The organism is Pseudarthrobacter sp. LMD1-1-1.1, from assembly GCF_040676255.1.
Lineage (GTDB): Bacteria > Actinomycetota > Actinomycetes > Actinomycetales > Micrococcaceae > Arthrobacter.
This window is the reverse complement of record NZ_JBEGHP010000012.1, coordinates 591667-607477: the sequence shown is the minus strand read 5'-3', so window position 1 is coordinate 607477 and position 15811 is coordinate 591667. Positions and strand designations below refer to the sequence as shown.

General features: G+C 63.1%; 18 protein-coding genes. 7 read left to right on the top strand and 11 right to left on the bottom strand.

What is annotated here, in order from left to right; translation table 11 throughout:
- Positions 1-27: 27 nt before the first annotated feature.
- The 6 genes from MRBLMD1_RS08410 to MRBLMD1_RS08385 form a co-directional block, all read right to left on the bottom strand.
- The gene (locus MRBLMD1_RS08410) at positions 28-1590 is read right to left on the bottom strand and encodes an acyl-CoA synthetase (RefSeq protein ID WP_364398780.1); all 1563 of its coding nucleotides are present in this window, start codon (positions 1588-1590) and stop codon (positions 28-30) included.
- A gap of 7 nt (positions 1591-1597) precedes the next feature.
- Positions 1598-2923: an MFS transporter gene (locus tag MRBLMD1_RS08405; RefSeq protein WP_364398778.1), complete on the bottom strand. Its 1326-nt coding sequence runs from the start codon at positions 2921-2923 to the stop codon at positions 1598-1600.
- A 109-nt stretch (positions 2924-3032) separates the two neighbouring features.
- Positions 3033-3488, bottom strand: a complete 456-nt coding sequence (locus MRBLMD1_RS08400) for a MaoC family dehydratase (protein WP_141183076.1) — start codon at positions 3486-3488, stop codon at positions 3033-3035.
- Positions 3489-3541: 53 nt separating this feature from the next.
- Positions 3542-4771 carry an acyl-CoA dehydrogenase family protein gene (locus tag MRBLMD1_RS08395; protein ID WP_364398776.1) on the bottom strand — a complete coding sequence of 410 codons (1230 nt, stop codon included), beginning with the start codon at positions 4769-4771 and terminating at the stop codon, positions 3542-3544.
- Position 4772: 1 nt separating this feature from the next.
- Positions 4773-5663, bottom strand: coding sequence for an amidohydrolase family protein (locus MRBLMD1_RS08390; RefSeq protein ID WP_159634018.1), 891 nt, complete (start codon positions 5661-5663; stop codon positions 4773-4775).
- 2 nt (positions 5664-5665) lie between these two features.
- Positions 5666-6607, bottom strand: coding sequence for an SDR family NAD(P)-dependent oxidoreductase (locus tag MRBLMD1_RS08385; RefSeq protein ID WP_364398773.1), 942 nt, complete (start codon positions 6605-6607; stop codon positions 5666-5668).
- A gap of 130 nt (positions 6608-6737) precedes the next feature.
- On the opposite strand from MRBLMD1_RS08385, the gene MRBLMD1_RS08380 reads away from it, so the two are divergent.
- Positions 6738-7205, top strand: a complete 468-nt coding sequence (locus tag MRBLMD1_RS08380; protein ID WP_159635903.1) for a MarR family winged helix-turn-helix transcriptional regulator — start codon at positions 6738-6740, stop codon at positions 7203-7205.
- A 51-nt stretch (positions 7206-7256) separates the two neighbouring features.
- On the opposite strand, the gene MRBLMD1_RS08375 is transcribed toward MRBLMD1_RS08380, so the two are convergent.
- Both MRBLMD1_RS08375 and MRBLMD1_RS08370 read right to left on the bottom strand, forming a co-directional pair.
- Complete coding sequence (locus tag MRBLMD1_RS08375) at positions 7257-7736, bottom strand: hypothetical protein (protein ID WP_364398771.1); 480 nt, start codon at positions 7734-7736, stop codon at positions 7257-7259.
- A 235-nt stretch (positions 7737-7971) separates the two neighbouring features.
- Positions 7972-8562, bottom strand: a complete 591-nt coding sequence (locus MRBLMD1_RS08370) for a recombinase family protein (protein ID WP_201302473.1) — start codon at positions 8560-8562, stop codon at positions 7972-7974.
- A gap of 182 nt (positions 8563-8744) precedes the next feature.
- Between MRBLMD1_RS08370 and MRBLMD1_RS08365 the strand changes: the two genes are divergently transcribed.
- Together MRBLMD1_RS08365 and MRBLMD1_RS08360 are read left to right on the top strand one after the other, a co-directional pair.
- Positions 8745-9746, top strand: coding sequence for an RNA-binding domain-containing protein (locus tag MRBLMD1_RS08365; RefSeq protein WP_159634027.1), 1002 nt, complete (start codon positions 8745-8747; stop codon positions 9744-9746).
- Between the two features lie 111 nt (positions 9747-9857).
- Entirely contained in the window at positions 9858-10208 is a 351-nt protein-coding gene (locus MRBLMD1_RS08360; RefSeq protein WP_159634030.1) for a DUF2750 domain-containing protein, read from the top strand.
- A 55-nt stretch (positions 10209-10263) separates the two neighbouring features.
- Here the strand turns inward: MRBLMD1_RS08360 and MRBLMD1_RS08355 are convergent, their stop codons facing one another.
- On the bottom strand, positions 10264-10488 hold the full coding sequence (locus MRBLMD1_RS08355) for a hypothetical protein (protein WP_159634033.1): 225 nt from the start codon (positions 10486-10488) through the stop codon (positions 10264-10266).
- Between the two features lie 109 nt (positions 10489-10597).
- On the bottom strand, positions 10598-10885 hold the full coding sequence (locus MRBLMD1_RS08350; protein WP_159634036.1) for a hypothetical protein: 288 nt from the start codon (positions 10883-10885) through the stop codon (positions 10598-10600).
- A gap of 248 nt (positions 10886-11133) precedes the next feature.
- Between MRBLMD1_RS08350 and MRBLMD1_RS08345 the strand changes: the two genes are divergently transcribed.
- A complete protein-coding gene (locus MRBLMD1_RS08345; protein ID WP_364398767.1) occupies positions 11134-11595 on the top strand; it encodes a hypothetical protein in 462 nt (153 codons plus the stop codon).
- Positions 11596-12035: 440 nt separating this feature from the next.
- On the opposite strand, the gene MRBLMD1_RS08340 is transcribed toward MRBLMD1_RS08345, so the two are convergent.
- Positions 12036-12740, bottom strand: coding sequence for a hypothetical protein (locus MRBLMD1_RS08340; RefSeq protein WP_364398765.1), 705 nt, complete (start codon positions 12738-12740; stop codon positions 12036-12038).
- 226 nt (positions 12741-12966) lie between these two features.
- Between MRBLMD1_RS08340 and MRBLMD1_RS08335 the strand changes: the two genes are divergently transcribed.
- The 3 genes from MRBLMD1_RS08335 (at position 12967) to MRBLMD1_RS08325 (ending at position 15619) form a co-directional block, all read left to right on the top strand.
- On the top strand, positions 12967-13545 hold the full coding sequence (locus MRBLMD1_RS08335) for an RNA polymerase sigma factor (RefSeq protein ID WP_364398763.1): 579 nt from the start codon (positions 12967-12969) through the stop codon (positions 13543-13545).
- Positions 13542-14210 carry a hypothetical protein gene (locus tag MRBLMD1_RS08330; protein ID WP_364398761.1) on the top strand — a complete coding sequence of 223 codons (669 nt, stop codon included), beginning with the start codon at positions 13542-13544 and terminating at the stop codon, positions 14208-14210. Before MRBLMD1_RS08335 ends, MRBLMD1_RS08330 begins: the two co-directional genes overlap by 4 nt.
- 512 nt (positions 14211-14722) lie before the next feature.
- On the top strand, positions 14723-15619 hold the full coding sequence (locus MRBLMD1_RS08325; protein WP_159634045.1) for an NAD-dependent epimerase/dehydratase family protein: 897 nt from the start codon (positions 14723-14725) through the stop codon (positions 15617-15619).
- The last annotated feature ends 192 nt before the right edge of the window (positions 15620-15811 follow it).

Sequence of the window (15811 nt, the reverse complement as noted above, 5' to 3'; positions counted from 1 at the left end):
GGGGCGGGCAGCTGTATGTCACTGACGTCAGAGCTGCTTGCGGAGCTCCATCTTGCGGATCTTGCCGCTGGCGGTGCGCGGCATGTCCTCCACCACCACCAATGACTTGGGGATCTTGTAGCGGGCGAGCCTGCCGTCGAGGAAGCTGCGCAGCTGCTCTGCGGTCAGCGATTCCCCTTCGCGCAGGGTCACGATCGCCTGCGGGACCTCGCCCCATTTGTCATCCGGGACGCCGATGACGGCCACGCTGCCCACGGCACCGTGCTCGGAAATGACCGCCTCCACCTCCGCCGGGTAGATGTTCTCCCCGCCGGAGATGATCATGTCCTTGAGCCGGTCCGAGACGAACAGGAAGCCTTCCTGGTCCCGGTAGCCCATGTCGCCCGAGCGGAACCAGGCGCCGTCCGCATAGCTGGCGGCTGTGGCCTCCGGCCGGTTCCAATACTCCTTGATCACGTTGGGTCCGGAGATCTGGATTTCCCCCACCGCGCCCTGGGCCACCGTGCCGCCCATGGGATCGGCGATCCGGACGTCCGTGAAGAAGTGCGGCAAGCCGGCCGAGCCCGCTTTTTCCCGTGACCGGCCCACGGGGAGCATGGTGACGCCGGGGGCTGTTTCGGTCATGCCGTAGCAGCTGGTGAAACCGATGCCCCGGTCCTCGTAAGCGTCCAGGACCCGGCGGGGAATCGCCGAGCCGCCGCAGGTCAGCTTGTCCAGCGAGCTGAGGTCGGCCGCGGCCCAGCCTGGATCTTCGCAGAGCAACTGGAAGGTGGTGGGCACACCGTTGAGGGTGGTCACCTTGTGCTCCTGGATGAGTTCCAGGACGCGGGCGGGATCGAACCTGGCCTCGAGGACCACGGTGGCGCCCTTGAGGAGCATCGGCAGCAGCCCCATGTCCAGGGACGCCACGTGGAAGAGCGGCGAGATCATCAGCGCCACGTCGTTGCGGTTCAGGTCCATGTCCACAATGGTGTTGATGCAGTTCCACGTGATGTTTCCGTGCGTCAGCAACGCACCCTTGGGCTTGCCCGTGGTCCCGGAGGTGTACAGGATCATGGCGCCGTCGTCATGGCCCACGGGCACGTCGGGGTGCTCCGGCGCTGCTGCCTGCAGCGCCTCCCCGTACCGTTCCACCGTGACGGAGTGTCCGACGGCGGCGGGTGACGTGATACCGGAAGGTTCCGTCCCGCCGTCGGCCGCGACGACCAAGCGGTGCGTCACCGCCGTCCCTTCCACCGCGGCCGATGCAGGCGCCTCCAGGGCGCCAGCGTTGACCAGGAGCCGGGCTCCGGAATCCTGCAGCTGGAACTGCAGCTCGGGCGGTGCGAGCCGGGTGTTGAGCGGCACGAAGATGGCACCAAGGAGGCCGCAGGCGAAGAAGGTCTCCACGAAGGAGGGGTGGTTCTCCCCCAGGTAGGCCACCCGGTCCCCCTTGGCCACGCCCCGGTCGCGGAGCGCGTTGGCCAGGCGGTCGGTCCGCTCGGCAAGCTCCTCGTAGCTCAGGGTGCCCCCTGCTGACAGCAGGGCCGTCTTGGTGCCCGACTTGCGGCGGCGGCGCTGCAGCCAGGAGCCAACTCCGTTGTTGTCCATGGTTCTCCTAACGGACCGCGGTGAGGTCGTTGTTCTTAGATTCCCGCGTCAGGGCGATGAAGACAATCGAGACCAGCGCCATGACGGACAGGAACACCACTACCGGGAGGATGTTCTGGCCGGAGTCCTTGTAGAGTCCGGCGATGATGCCCGGAGTGAAGCCGGCGCCGATGAGCGTGGCCAGCTGGTAGCCCACCGCGGCGCCGGTGTAGCGGGACGTGGTTCCGAACTGTTCGGACACGAACGCCGCCAGCGGCCCGTAGAGGGAGGAGTGCAGGATCAGCGCCACCGTGAAGGCCACGAACACCAGGCCCACATTGCCCGAGCCGAGCATCCCGAACATCGGGAAGAGGTAGGCGATGAACAGGGCCAGGCCGGCGATCATTACGGGGCGGCGGCCGAACCGGTCCGACAGGCGTCCGCCCAGGAGGACGAAGACGATGGAGATGGCCGAGGCGCCGGCGAAGGCGTAGAGCACGCCCTGCTGGGGGGCGCCCTTGGACACGGCGTAGGTCACCGAGAAGGTGGGCAGCACCACCTGCAGGCCGAATCCGGCGGCGCCGGCGAACATGATCATGATCAGAGCCTTGGGCCGGCGGAGTACATCCAGCAGCGGGATCTTGCGCTTGGCGCCCTGCGCCTCTTCCTTGGCCACGGCCTCGGCGAAGATGGGGCTTTCAGAAACCCGCAGGCGGACGAACATGCCCACGATGAGGAGCACGAAGGACAGCAGGAACGGTACGCGCCAGCCCCAGGCCAGGAAGGCGTCCTGCGGCAGGGCCGAGAAAGCGCCCATCACCAGGGTGCCCAGCACGGCGCCGGTGGGGGCACCGGCGTTGACGAACGACGCCGCGAAGCCGCGCCGTTTCGGGTCCGAGTGCTCCAGCGCCATGAGCGCGGCGCCGCCCCACTCACCGCCGACGGCGATGCCCTGGCAGACCCGCAGCAGCACCAGGATGACCGCGCCCCACGGTCCGATCACGCCGGCGCCCGGAATCACGCCGATGAGGGTGGAGGCAATGCCCATCATGGCCATGGAGATGATGAGCATCCCCTTGCGGCCCACCTTGTCACCGAAGTGGCCGAAGATCACTCCACCCAGCGGCCTGGCCACGTATCCGGCGGCGAAGGTGGCGTAGGCGGCGACGACGCCCACCCATTCGTCCGTGCCGGCGAAGAAGACCTTGGGGAAGGCCACTGCTGCCGCTGTGGCGTAGAGCAGGAAGTCGTAGAACTCGATGGTGCTGCCCAGATAGCTGGACAGGATGACCGTACGCGCTTCCTTGCGCTTGGCGGCCGTGCCCGCGGGTGCGAGCGTGGTGTGTCCGGACATGGCTGTTCCTAAAGACGGAGGAATGTGGGGGTTTTTGGGGTTGCCTGAGGCGGCGGCGCCGGGGCGCGCCGCCTGGGGGTGGGAAACGGCTGTTCCTGGTGGAAGCGGGCTACTTGTAGAAGCGGGCCAGGAATTCGGCGACGACGGCAGGGCGTTCCTGGCCTTCGATCTCGATGGTGGCGTTGACCTTGATCTGGGCGCCGCCCTTGACCTCGGTGACGTCGGCGATGGTGGCCTGCATGCGGACCTTGGAGCCCACCTTCACGGGAGAGGTGAAGCGGACCTTGTCCAGGCCGTAGTTCACCTTGGTGGTGACGCCTTCGACGTCGAACAGCTCGCCCCAGAACGGGATGATCAGGGACAGCGTGAGGAAGCCGTGGGCGATCGGGGCGCCGAAGGGGCCGTCCTTGGCGCGCTCGGGGTCCGTGTGGATCCACTGTTGGTCGTCCGTGGCGTCCGCGAACTGGTTGATCTGGTCCTGGGTGATCTGGCGGTAGTCGGTGGTGCCGAGGTCCTTGCCGGACAGGGTGAGCAGGGTGTCGAAATCGACGACGAGATTGGGCATCGTTGCCTCCTGGGCTGGTGTGTGGTTGTGGTGCTGTGCAGGTGTTGCAGGGCTTAGCGGGTGAAGGCGCTCTCACCCGTGAGGGCGCGGCCGATGATGAGGGCGTTGATCTCGTGGGTGCCTTCGTAGGAGTAGACGGCTTCGGCGTCGGCGTGGAAACGCGCGACGTCGGTTGCCAGGGTGATGCCGTTGCCGCCCACCACTTCGCGGGCCAGGGCTACGGTGTCGCGCATGAACAGGGACGTTTGCATCTTGGCCAGGGCGGAGTCCTGCTCGCGGTAGATGCCTTTGGCCTGCTGTTCGGTGAGCCTGACCACCAGGGAAAGGCTGGCCGTGACGTTGCCGAGCATTCGGGCCAGTTTCTCCTGGACCAGCTGGAAGGAACCGAGGGTCCGTCCGAACTGCCGGCGTTCATTGACGTAGGTGAGGGCGGCCTCGAAGGCGCCGGCGGCGATGCCGGTGGCGATCCAGGCGACGTCCGAGCGCATGGCCCGGAGCATTGCCGCCACATCCCGGAAGGAGTTCACGTTGTGCAGGCGCATGGCCTCGGGGACGCTGACACCGGTGAGGGTGATGTGGGCGTTCTGCATCATCCGCAGCGAGGTCTTGCCCTGGATTTTCTCCAGGGTGACGCCGCCGGCTGTGCGGTCCACGAGGAAGGCCTTGACCTGCCCGTCCGCCGTGTCCCGGGCGAATACTGCGAGGACGTCCGCGGTGGCTGCGCCGCCGATCCAGCGCTTGGCGCCGTCGAGGATCCAGCTGCCGTCGGGCTGCCGCCGGGCGGTGGTGGAGAGTCCGCCGGCGATGTCAGACCCGGATTCCGGTTCGGTCAGCGAGAACACGCCTTTGAGCGAGAAGTCGATGACCTTGGGCATCCATTCGGCCTGCTGTTCCGGCGAGGCACCCACGCGGATGGCGGTGCGGAACAGGCCGGCCTGGGCGGTGTACCAGGTGGCCAGGGACGCGTCCGTGCGGGCAAGTTCGAAGATCCGGAAGCCCTGGTAGATGCCGCGGGCCGGGCTGTGTTCTGCACCCGCGGCGCCAGTGAGTTCGGCTGGTTCCATGAGGTCAAGGTCGATCAGCGGCCGGGCGAGCTGCTCCGGAAACTCGCCGCGTTCCCAGTACTCGGCGAGGAGCGGTTTGGCTTCCGCGTCCAGGAATGACCGCAGCAGGGACAGGACCTGGCGCTCTTCGGGTGTGAGGAGGGACTCGGCGTCGTACCAATCCGCTGTTTCATAAAGCCGGGCACCCAAGGCGGCATCCGCCGTCGTCAGCGTGTCCATTTCAGGCCCCCAGCCCGAGCAGGCGGACCGCGTTGTCCTTGAGGATCTTGGGCCGGACCTCGTCCTTCAGCGGGAGGTCCGCGAAGGCGCCGAGCCACTTTTGCGGGGTGATCAGCGGGAAGTCGGTGCCGAACAGCACCTTGTCCTGGAGGTAGGAGTTGGAGGCCTTCACCAGCGATTCCGGGAAGTACTTGGGCGACCAGCCGGAGAGGTCGATGAACACGTTGGCCTTGTGGGTGGCGATGGAGTTGGCCTCGTCCTGCCAGGGCACGGACGGGTGGGCCATGATGATCTGCAGGCCCGGGAAGTCGGCGGCCACGGCGTCCAGCAGCAGGGGGTTGGAGTAGGCCAGCTTGATGCCGTAGCCGCCGGGAAGGCCCGCGCCCATGCCGTTTTGTCCAGTGTGGAAGATGGCGGGCAGGCCCAGTTCCTGGAGGGTTTCCCACAGCGGGTAGAAGCGCTCGCTGGAGGGGTCGAAGCCCTGAAGAGAGGGGTGGAACTTGAAGCCGCGGGCGCCGAGTTCGATGGCCTGGTGCTTGGCCCCGGCGATGGCGTCCTCGCCGGTTCGCGGGTCCACGCTGCCGAACGGGATCAGGACGTCATTGTTCCGGGCGGCGCCGGCGATGAGTTCGGGGATGCTGTTGGGCTCGTGCTTGAGCTGGGTGCGGGCATCCACGGTGAAGACGACGGCGGCCATGTTCAGTTCGCGGTAGACCTCGGCGATGCGGTCCAGGGACGGGGTGCGGTCCTCGGCCTTGAAGTACTTGGCCGAGGCTTCGGTCAGTTCCTCCGGCAGGGAGCCGTGGCCGCAGCTGTCCACCTCGAGGTGGACGTGCATGTCGATGGCATCGAGCTTTGCCGGGTCGATGCCCAGTTCGTAGCGGTCGGCCATGGTCAGCGGGCCTCGGCGGGCTGTGCGGGCTTCAGGTCCTCCGGCAGGGGAAGGAATTCTTCGCCATACGTTTGGAGCGTTTCCGCGGTGAACAGGTGGCCGGCGTTTTCCTGCAGCGCCCCGTAGCTCCAGCCGCCTTCGCGGTACTCGGTGGTGGCCGCTTCTGGGTGGGTCCAGACCTGAAGCCGGTCACCGCCGGCGCCGATGGCCTGGCCGGTGATGTTGGCTGCCTCGTCGGAGGCGAGGTAGGCAACCAGTCCGGAGACGTCGTCGGCCGTTCCAAAGCCCAGGTCGTGGCGGAAGAAGGACGGCATGACGTCGCCGCGCTCGTCCGCTTCCACGGCCTTCTGGAAGTAGGGCACGGTCTTGGTCATGGCAGTGGCGGCGACGGGGATGACGCTGTTGACCGTCACGCCGGCCTTCTTCATTTCCAGCGCCCAGGTGCGGACCATGCCCACGATGCCTGCCTTGGCGGCGGCGTAGTTGGTCTGGCCGAAGTTGCCGCGCTGGCCGGTGGGCGAGCCGATGGTGATGATGCGGCCCTGGACGTTTTGTTCCTTGAAGTAGGCGTAGGCCTCGCGGACGCAGGTGAACGTGCCCTTGAGGTGGACGTTGATCACCAGGTCGAAGTCCTCGTCCGTCATTTTCAGCAGGGACTTGTCGCGGAGGATCCCGGCGTTGGTGACCAGGATGTCCAGGCGGCCGAAGGTGTCCACGGCTCCGGCCACCAGGGCCTTGGCAGCGTCCGTGGTGCCCACCGGAACCACCACGGCGGTGGCGCGGCCGCCGTCGGCCTCGATCTGCGCGACGGCCTGCGCGGCGGTGTCCGCGTTGACGTCATTGATGACGACGGCGGCACCCTGGCGGGCGAGTTCCCTTGCGTAGGCGAGCCCGAGGCCCTGCCCGCTGCCGGTGACAATTGCAACCTTGCCGTTCAAGCTCATGGCCTGCTCCTTCGCATGCGCCGGCCGAAGCCGTTGGGGTGGTCCCACTGCGGTGTGAGATCCTTGTTGAAATCAATGAAATTACGGATCATTGAAAAAGTCAACGATTGTTTTTTACACCGGAGTTGTGATGGCCACCTTGGGCACCGAAGTTCAGACACCCCGCCTTGCGGCAGCCAGGATCGGCAGCGATGTGGGCCTGCTGCTCGCCAAGCTGCACGCCGCCGGCTCGGTGCTGAACAACAAGGCGTTGGCTGACTTCGGGCTGCGGGAGCGTTCGTTCTCCATCCTGACGCTGGCGTGCAGCGGGCTCGAGCCCACGCAGCGGGAACTGGCCGACTTCCTCAGTTTGGACCCCAGCCAGGTGGTCACCCTCGTGGACGATCTGGAACGCCGCGGCCTGGTGGAACGGGCGCAGGGCAAGCAGGACCGGCGCGCCAAGATCATCGTCTCCACCGCCGAGGGGCGGAAGATGCACGCGAAGGCCCGCACCGCCATGGACGCCGCCGAACTGACCCAGCTGGCCGTACTGTCCGGGGAGGAGTCGCAGGAATTGAAGCGGCTGCTCCGCAAGGCACTGTGGGGCGCGGCGGAGTAGGCCGCTTGGTTCCGCAGTGCCGTCGGTGATGCTGACGTCCGGCGCCTGGATTTACATCCGGCCCGAGGCCAGGTCTGCGTCGACGTTGGGGTCAGTGCTCTTGGCTTCCTGTTCCTGGGGGTTTTCCCATGGTGAGGGTTTGGGCCTGGATGCCTGCATGGACCGCCAAACGGCTGCTCCCGCTGTCAGGGCGGCGATTCCTGTGATCAACCACCAGATCCGGGACGGGGACTTCTTGGCCTGGATCGGGGCTGGAGCAGCAGCTTTTGGCCCGACCCGCATCAGTTGTTCATGGACCCTGGGAGTGATGGTCTCCACGCTGCCGGCGAGTTCATCCGCCAACCGCCGCAACAGCGCCTGGAGCCGCGGGGAGGCAGTTCCGATGCCGGTATCGAGTCCGGCCACCGCTCTCTGGAGGGCTGCTTGAACGCCAGGGGTGGCCCATTCCCTGCCCTTGGCCAGCTGCGTCATGAGGTTCTCGGAAAGACGATGAACCTGCTCGGATTCCGTCAGTGGTTTTGCTGTCCGCATTGATGCCTCCTGTGGATGGTGGTGGGGACAGGCTAGGCCCACCGGAAGAGCCTGGGAAGGGCCTTTGGTGCTTTGACGGCGTTCTTAAGACGGGCAACGCATGGGTCGGAACCGGATCAGGAGGCGCCTGGTCGCCATAGACGTGGTCGCGTGGTTCTTGGTGCAGGCTGGGAGGCCGGATAGGCCTAGGGCTGGCGTCGGTTTACCAGCCCATGAGTCAGCACCCTGTCCTCGCTCAAGGTGCGATGGCTCCGGATGAGCGCCTTTGAATCTCGCGGTACACCGTGGTCCGGGACACCCCGAATAGCTCTGCCAGTTCAGCCTGCGTGTGCTCCCCGGCGTCGTGCAGTGTGAAAAGGTGCTTTCGCTGCGTCTTGGACAACTTTGGCTGCTTGCCTTTCAGCCGCCCTTTCGCCTTAGCGACCGCCATTCCCTCACGGGTGCGCATCCGGATCAGGTCCGCCTCGAACTCAGCCACCATGCCCAGGACGTTAAACAGCAGCCGGCCAACCGGATCATTCGGATCGTGGGTGCTGCCGCCGAGACTGAGCACTACCCCTTTGGCTGTCAGTTCGTCGGCTATATCTCTGGCATCGGAAAGGGAGCGTGCCAATCGGTCAAGTTTGGTCACCACGAGAGTGTCGCCGGCGCGGCAGGCCGCCATCGCTTCACGGAGCCCCGGCCGCACCCGGTTCGCTCCCGTCAGTCCCTGGTCAACAAAGATCTGCTTCTCGTCAACACCCAAGGCGAGGAGAGCGTTTCGTTGGGCGGTCAGGTCCTGATCAATCGTCGAGACGCGGGCGTAGCCGATCTTCATTCCGGTCATAAGGAATATGGTTGCAGTAATCCCTCCGCCAGCGTGCATGTCGCCGTTCGGGTCTTACGTACATGGCTTCGACCAGCAGCAGCGCGGGGCTCGATGGCGGTCTTCGGCGGCGCGCTGATGGACCGGCTAACGGGCGATCAGCTCGGCTACCGATTTCACAGAATGACTGGCAGCATCGGGATGTGGTTCTTTCAATTGACAGCTCTCGTGCGCTCCGCACCCCAGACCAAGTACGGTCGCTCATTCAAGCTGTCTTCGAGGCAGAGCCCGAGGATGAGAGTCGATCTATCGAATGGAAGTCGGCATACAGCGACCTCACCAGCACAGAAGCCTCGTTCGCCATCAGTCGCGCAATTCTTGGGTTGGCAAATCGTCCCGTCACCGTCGCGGCCGCCTCATTCGAGGGCGTGGGTTACGTCGTAGTCGGAGTCGAACCAGGTTCGCTGGAAGGCCAACGCGTCCCCGACAGTGCAGAGCTCCTAAACGCCATTCATCGTTACACGGGGCACGGATGGCCTTATTGGGACGCTCGAACTCTGACATTCAACGATGCGACAGTGCTCGTAGTAACAGTGGAGGCCCCGCGCGATGGTGACCGTATCGCCTTGTTGCAGAAGTCGTATCAGGCGGCGAAGGGGCCCATGGTTCCAGAAGGGACGATCTTCGTGCGGCGCCCCGGAGCCACAGAGCGTGCTTCACGTGCCGAATTGGAGATGCTGCAGGATCGGTTGCTCAGCGGCTCCGAAGCAGAGGGCGCCGCATTGCGTGAGGCCACAAGGAAGAGCGAGCTGCGAGAAATTGTCACAGACCTCGTGCAAGCAGGGAATCGCTGGGCAGATACGATGCAGATCCTGGTCATGTCGAGCACGGGTCACGAATGGAAGCAGCGGGATTGGATCGAATGGGTGGACACCGACAGCGGCAGAGAGATGACTCAGAATGCTCAGTCGGTAGATCGCAATATTCGGAAGCTTCGGCTCCACACCGGCGAAGACTCGCTTGTCCTGCCCGCGTTGGAGGCGCAGCGAAGGATCCGGGGCGGCAAGGCGTTCGCTGTCCTTCATTCCAAAGGCAGGGACAGTCAGGACGATCGGGTTTCCGCCTACCAAGAGATAAATGCGATCAAGTCAGACTTGGTGAAGTTGGAGCTCGCCGCCATTAGGCTGCTCACTGCTGCGAAGTGACCACCGAGTCCGGAAAGGAATCCTCCACCGGGCGCCCATCGTCGAAATCCAGCTGTCGGGTACGGGACATCTCTTCGGAGCCGGTTAAGGGCCGTGATTTAGGCTTGCCATGTGAGTATCAGCGCGGCCCAGGCGAGCCGCTTCTACCAAGAGGTCATCCTGCACCAGCAAGTGTGGGGAATCCGTGATTCAGGTGGTTTCCCTGCACCCCGCAATGGAGATGGCGAACGCAGCATGCCATTCTGGTCGCTGCGAAGCAGAGCCGAGAAAGTGATCAGTAGCATTCCGGCGTATCGCGCCTTCGAAGTAGAGGAGATCCCCCTTAGCGTCTGGCGCACGCGGTGGATTGATGGGCTCGACCGAGATGGCATTCTGGTGGGCCTCAACTGGTCGGGCGTTCGCGCAACGGGTTATGACGTTCAGCCGCTTGAAGTCCGCACTCGACTCGAGGCCATCGAATAGGGCCTAACAGGGCCATTTGGACTACTCGGTAAAGGATCGACTTTCGGACTTCGTTTTACGATTCGCTTTGTTTGGGTGCCTTCTTTACGGCTTGGCGGTACCACCAGAAGCTGAAGCCCAATAGAACCATATTCATTACCTGGATAATCCAGTACCAAACGGTCGCTCGGAACCCCTCCGCCAGAACAGCGTATAGGTTATTCGCCAACCACATCACCGCCACCAAGCCCATAATTATGGCGCCACCTTTGGTTGGCTGCTTCCAGTTCCTGGTGCTCATGACCTGAGCGTAGCGAAGACGTCAAGAGATGAGGAGACGAATCCGGCTCAAGATGCAGCGCTTCGGATGCGCCCGATGAAGGATCCTTTACCGGGCGGAACATCGGCTGTTAGGAACAAATATTGAGAAAGCCTGTTGCACCCGGACGAGCAAGGAAGGTGACGATGTGGCCATTGTCATCCCGGAATACAGCCTTTGAGCCAGACACGGTCACAGTGCCGGCCTGATAGGGGTTTCCCCATCCCGGAGGTGGGTTGCCTTGGCCGTCGTCCAGTGGTGTTTCGGCGAGGAAGAACGTGTCGGCGACGCGCAATTCCTTGATTCCGCAGTGCGTGTAGAGCATGGTTGGCATGCCGGAAGCCGTAGGGGCCGGCGATTCCGGGGAGGCTTCAGTCATGGGCGTAGCGGGACCTGCGCACGCAACCAGGACGGCCGATAGCGCACCGGCTAGTAGCGAGAGTCTGATTTTTCCGGCCAATACGACCGCACCCCAATCCACGATCAGGCTCAAAGACTATGCCGGGAGAAAGCGAGCCACAATAGCAGGGCTGGTCGAGATTTCCTCACGTCGTCCGGCAGTGGATCGGTCACCGGGACGCCTTCATCTGCCGAAGCTGTGGGCGGCAAGGCGACTATGGTCAATCCATGAGTGCCGAGGAAATCGAGAGTGTGCGTCTACTGTTTCTCCGCGACCAAGTTGGTTTGATCCCACCTGAGCAGTATTCCGAGATCGCGGCAGATCTACTTGTGGACGGTTACGATTCTCCCGCGCTTCGAGAATGGGCTGGATACCCACGGAACGATCCACAGGGAACGCACGACTTGTGGTCTCAGGTGCGAGATGAGTTGGACAAACCTTTTGAGGATGACGGCCTTGCCCGCCGCATGTTAGTCCGACGCTGGTTACAGCAAATCGTTGACGGGATCCTCGACCCATATACCGGGGCCGACCTCATCCTCGGCCTCGCCTGGTTTGCCTTGGGCCGGCCTGCGGTACTCAACCCCCTAGTTGCCGGCCGAGATGACTGGGAAGAACTCCCCGAACGTCGCGACATGCTTCAGCGCGAGCTACGAAACGATGCCCGCGCTATCCTGGAGAGCTGGTAGCTCCGTGCACCGGTGAAGGATCGTCTACCGAACACTGCTTTCCGTTGGCTGGGGCCAAATTTTGCGGTACCTGCGCCAGCGAACCCACATGATTGCGGCCGGATAGGCCAGACAAAGGTCTGCGAGTAGGAACCAGACAAAACCCCGGCCGGGACTGACAAAGATGCTGACGGTGAACAGGACCACGCAAACGGTGAGAACGACAGCGCGGATAAGGAGCTCCATAGGAGTTGATTTCGCGAGGATTTTGGCGTGGGTACGAGGGCTGTCGGTAAAACCCAAGAAGTCGGTAATTCTTCTTCCCACCGGAACTGCACTGTCCCCTCTCATGCCCACAGCATAACGATCCTGCCAGCACCAGTCACTGAGAACCAATGACCGGCCAGTGTCTGTAAGCCGGTGACCCAACGGACGGCCAAAGCGCCCGGTTGAGGATCGGCCTACGGGCGCTGGGGAGTGTTCGAACGGGTCGCGAACTGTACCTGGATGCGCTTGAGCTCGGCGCGTGGAAGCACTGCCGTCACGACGCCGCCGGTTGCCAGCTGGGCACCGACGCCGTACACGAACGGGTCCGTATCAACCTCCACACCGGGCACACTGATCCCGTTGACGAGGGTCCCGGCCTGACTATTGACCATCCGGGCGGTTATTGGGGGCGCGTGCTGGTCCCAGGGGTTGCTTCCCGGCCAGAGCTCTTGTCGGAACTGGTTCATGAGGATGTGGTTGATGTGATCAGCCAGAAGGCGTTGAACCGATGAGTGCTCGGATGGAGCGCGGTGCCAGGTGGTTCGGACGGCGTCCCATAGTTGCGGGTAGCGCAGTCGCTCCACCTGCTCAATCAGCCAAGGGGGGCGCGGCCAAGGCGGAACTTCCTCAATCGATCTTCGAGTCTTCTCGTCGAGGTCTGCGAGGTTTACCGGATCTTCGTGATTATCCGGATTTCGCCAAAGCGTGTAAGTGATGCTTGCAGTCATTTCTCTGGACCCGTGATCATCCCAGCCGTTGGTCACACCCACGGAGTCCGTGTCCTCCAGCGAAGGTTGGGGCGTAAGCCCCATCACCGGAATGGGCATGAGTTTCAGGTTCTCGGCCCATTCGGCACGGGGATCCGGGGCGTCTTCAGGAAGAATGCCTGCCGCTCTCATGCCTCGACTATGAACCAAACGAGGGAACCTGTAAACAGGACCGAGACTGAGCTTCAGGTCTCGAATGTCCGCTAAGGGATCCTTGACCGGGCATCTCAGAGTTGTAATGGGGTAAACACGCGGCGCCATGTACCGGGAAGACTTTCTGGCAAGGAATCGTGGAACGAAATCGATGGTCCGGACACTATTGAGTATGAGTGGGGGATCAAAGTGTGGAGACGAGGCCTTGTGGCTCCTCGCGATCGACGGTGATGGTGACGCGTTCGGCAGGCTTTATGACCGGCACCGGGACCATGTACTGCGCCATGCGCTGAGACTCGTTGGGTCACCTCATCAAGCGGAAGACATCACGGCCATTGCCTTTTACGAAGCGTGGCGTCGCCGCAAGCACGTACGCATCGTCAACGGCTCGATTGTCGCCTGGCTCCTGGTGACAACAAACAACACCGTCCGCAATCACAACAGGCAGCGAAGGCGCTACAGCGCCTTCCTCGATCAGCTCCCTCCCCCTTCCGCAGCTGAAGATGTAGCGGACGAGATTGCCGACGCCGAGGAACGCGAACAGCAGGCCAGAGCGTTACGGGCTGCGTTTGCCCAACTCAAGCCACAGGAGCGCGACGTACTTACCTTGTGCGTCATCGAGGGACTGAATCGTGGACAAGTTGCCGCCGCCCTCGGGATCGCGGAAGGAACGGTGAAATCACGACTGCATCGGGCCAAGAACCGGCTGGGCGAACTCTATAAAGAACTGATCCCGTCCGAGTCTCTAGCCGATCGCACACTTCCCGAAGGGCGAACAGTATGATTCCCCACGACTTCCAGGCGGACCGCAGCGACGCGCTGCGTCGGCAACTGGTGCAGCTCCCTGCAGCGGCCTCGCAGCCTATGCAAACAAGAAACACTCGCTCCCACGAGAACCACGCCCGACTGGATGAGCTGTCCACAGCAGGGCGGAAACACTGGGGCCTCCGGGTGGCGGCCGGCACTCTTGCAGGTGGCCTGGTCCTCGGCGCACTGGCGCTGGGACTCACCCCCGAGGACCGGTCAGAAGACCCTTCGAGAATTATCCCAGCACTGACGCAGCCTCAAGAAGATGCAGACAGGCTTCCCCCTGGAGCGCTTCCGGCCCTGAACGGGGCAGGAATCGATCCCTCCAAAACACGGCTACTGGGGCACAGCGCAACGATCAGGTACTACGGTGCCCCGGGGGCCGAAAGCTCCACCCCAGGCGCTCCTTCCGGCAAGACGATCTGCATCATTCCCGTCACCGCCGCGGGTGCAAGCGACACGTTGGGCTGCACCCTGCTGAAAACCTTCGAATCTTACGGACTCAAGATCGAAACCCCAGACCGGACAGAAGCAGGATGGTTAGTGGTGCCGGCCGCTGTAGAGACAAGCCTCGAATCGGTGAAGCAGGAAAGAGGCTGGTTGCAGCAGGGCCCAAATTTCCTCGTACGCAACAATCGCTAATCGCGTTGCTTAGGCTTGCGCAGGTTCCTTGAGGGGTAGCCGGGCGCCAGGCTATGAATCGTCTTACTCTCGGTGCCCTTTACCCGATCCTCAGCCGGACGCCTGGTCGTGACAAAATCACACAATTTCCCGCCGGATCCACACTTACTCATGATTCCCGTTTAGTAGGCGCTCAGCCCGGAGATGCGGAACTGGTTAGTGGTGTCGCTGCCACACGGTTGATGGCCTGGCGATCAGGCCCTCGAGCGATCCAACCTTTGTGGCTCGTTGTGTTCCACTCGGCTCATACCAGCGCGGCGCACGTTGGGGGATCCTCAACCGCACGTTCGTGAGAAACTGAGCAAATGATTCTGGAGCACGCGGTCCTCCCCGTCTGTCCACACTGGCTCAAGCCGCTGTAACGTCGGCTCCTAAGGCAGCCCAACCAATCCGCTACCGCCCGCATGGCTGTGGCCCGCTGGCCTCGAAGTGATGGCGTAGGCCGAGTCTTTCGGCCAAGAATGGAGTTACAGATGTCCTCCTTCGGAACGGTGCGACAGGACTGGAAACCCGGAACGCTGTCTTCTGCCCAGACCGATTACGAGGGTCTTCGCGTGGTGATTTTTGGCGGTACCGGCGGTCTCGGCCGGGCCATCACCCAGTCCCTGCTGCGCAAAGGGGCCGAGGTCACCGTCGTGGGAAGGACGCTCAAGGACCCTCCTCACCCCAGGAGGTCATTTATCCCGGCAGACCTGTCGTCCTTGAACAGCTCCCGCCAGGTGGCCCGCAATCTGCCGGCCGAAACCTTCGACGCAGTCCTGCTCACCCACGGGATCTTTGCGGGACGGACCCGCGAAGTGACACCGGAAGGAGTAGAGAAAGATCTGGCCACGAGCGCTATGAGCCGGTGGGTGGTTGCCCAGGAACTGGCGCCACGGCTGGGCGGGGGAAGGCCTTCGCTTCGGCAAAAGCCGCGCCTTTTTGTCTGGGGGTTTCCCGGGGGCGAACGCGCGCTGGATCTGACAGATATTCAATCGAGCCGAAACTACCGCTGGCAGACAGCCCACGGCAACACCGTCGTGTTCAACGAAGCTCTGGTCCACCATGCTGCCGCTCGTTTTCCGGACATCAACGTGTTCGGTATGAATCCCGGCATCATCAAGACCAACATCATGGCCGGTGCCCTCGGACAAGCGACCTTGAAACTACGAGCACAGCAAACCCTCATAGGTGTGCTCTTCCAGAGCGCGGAGGCTTACGCCGAAAAAGTTGTGCCCCTCGTGGTCCATCCCGCCTTGGAAGACAGATCGGGGGCACTATTCAATCGGCACGCCCAACCAATAGAACCCAACCCCTGGCTGATTTCCGACGACCACCTTGACCACGTAGTCGCAGCGGCCGAGTCTCTCTCAGCCCGAGTTCTTCGTTAGTGCACTTATTCATTCGATGAGCGAGACCAGGAAGACCTGCCACGTCAGCAGAGTGGGGATATTGAGGCCCATCGCGACCCATGGGGCCACTCCAACCAACGAACCGAACCAAAATGGGACCATCGTGGTCGATGGTCGTTTGTTGCTACTGGGATAGGGGATCTTCAGACAGCAGTTTGCAACAAGGTTGGA

Bases quoted from the DNA above. Each gene is read 5' to 3' on its own strand.
- MRBLMD1_RS08410 (WP_364398780.1), bottom strand. From the start codon at position 1,590: ATGGACAACAACGGAGTTGGCTCCTGGCTGCAGCGCCGCCGCCGCAAG.
- MRBLMD1_RS08405 (WP_364398778.1), bottom strand. From the start codon at position 2,923: ATGTCCGGACACACCACGCTCGCACCCGCGGGCACGGCCGCCAAGCGC.
- MRBLMD1_RS08400 (WP_141183076.1), bottom strand. From the start codon at position 3,488: ATGCCCAATCTCGTCGTCGATTTCGACACCCTGCTCACCCTGTCCGGC.
- MRBLMD1_RS08395 (WP_364398776.1), bottom strand. From the start codon at position 4,771: ATGGACACGCTGACGACGGCGGATGCCGCCTTGGGTGCCCGGCTTTAT.
- MRBLMD1_RS08390 (WP_159634018.1), bottom strand. From the start codon at position 5,663: ATGGCCGACCGCTACGAACTGGGCATCGACCCGGCAAAGCTCGATGCC.
- MRBLMD1_RS08385 (WP_364398773.1), bottom strand. From the start codon at position 6,607: ATGAGCTTGAACGGCAAGGTTGCAATTGTCACCGGCAGCGGGCAGGGC.
- MRBLMD1_RS08380 (WP_159635903.1), top strand. From the start codon at position 6,738: ATGGCCACCTTGGGCACCGAAGTTCAGACACCCCGCCTTGCGGCAGCC.
- MRBLMD1_RS08375 (WP_364398771.1), bottom strand. From the start codon at position 7,736: ATGCGGACAGCAAAACCACTGACGGAATCCGAGCAGGTTCATCGTCTT.
- MRBLMD1_RS08370 (WP_201302473.1), bottom strand. From the start codon at position 8,562: ATGACCGGAATGAAGATCGGCTACGCCCGCGTCTCGACGATTGATCAG.
- MRBLMD1_RS08355 (WP_159634033.1), bottom strand. From the start codon at position 10,488: ATGAGCACCAGGAACTGGAAGCAGCCAACCAAAGGTGGCGCCATAATT.
- MRBLMD1_RS08350 (WP_159634036.1), bottom strand. From the start codon at position 10,885: ATGACTGAAGCCTCCCCGGAATCGCCGGCCCCTACGGCTTCCGGCATG.
- MRBLMD1_RS08345 (WP_364398767.1), top strand. From the start codon at position 11,134: ATGAGTGCCGAGGAAATCGAGAGTGTGCGTCTACTGTTTCTCCGCGAC.
- MRBLMD1_RS08340 (WP_364398765.1), bottom strand. From the start codon at position 12,740: ATGAGAGCGGCAGGCATTCTTCCTGAAGACGCCCCGGATCCCCGTGCC.
- MRBLMD1_RS08330 (WP_364398761.1), top strand. From the start codon at position 13,542: ATGATTCCCCACGACTTCCAGGCGGACCGCAGCGACGCGCTGCGTCGG.
- MRBLMD1_RS08325 (WP_159634045.1), top strand. From the start codon at position 14,723: ATGTCCTCCTTCGGAACGGTGCGACAGGACTGGAAACCCGGAACGCTG.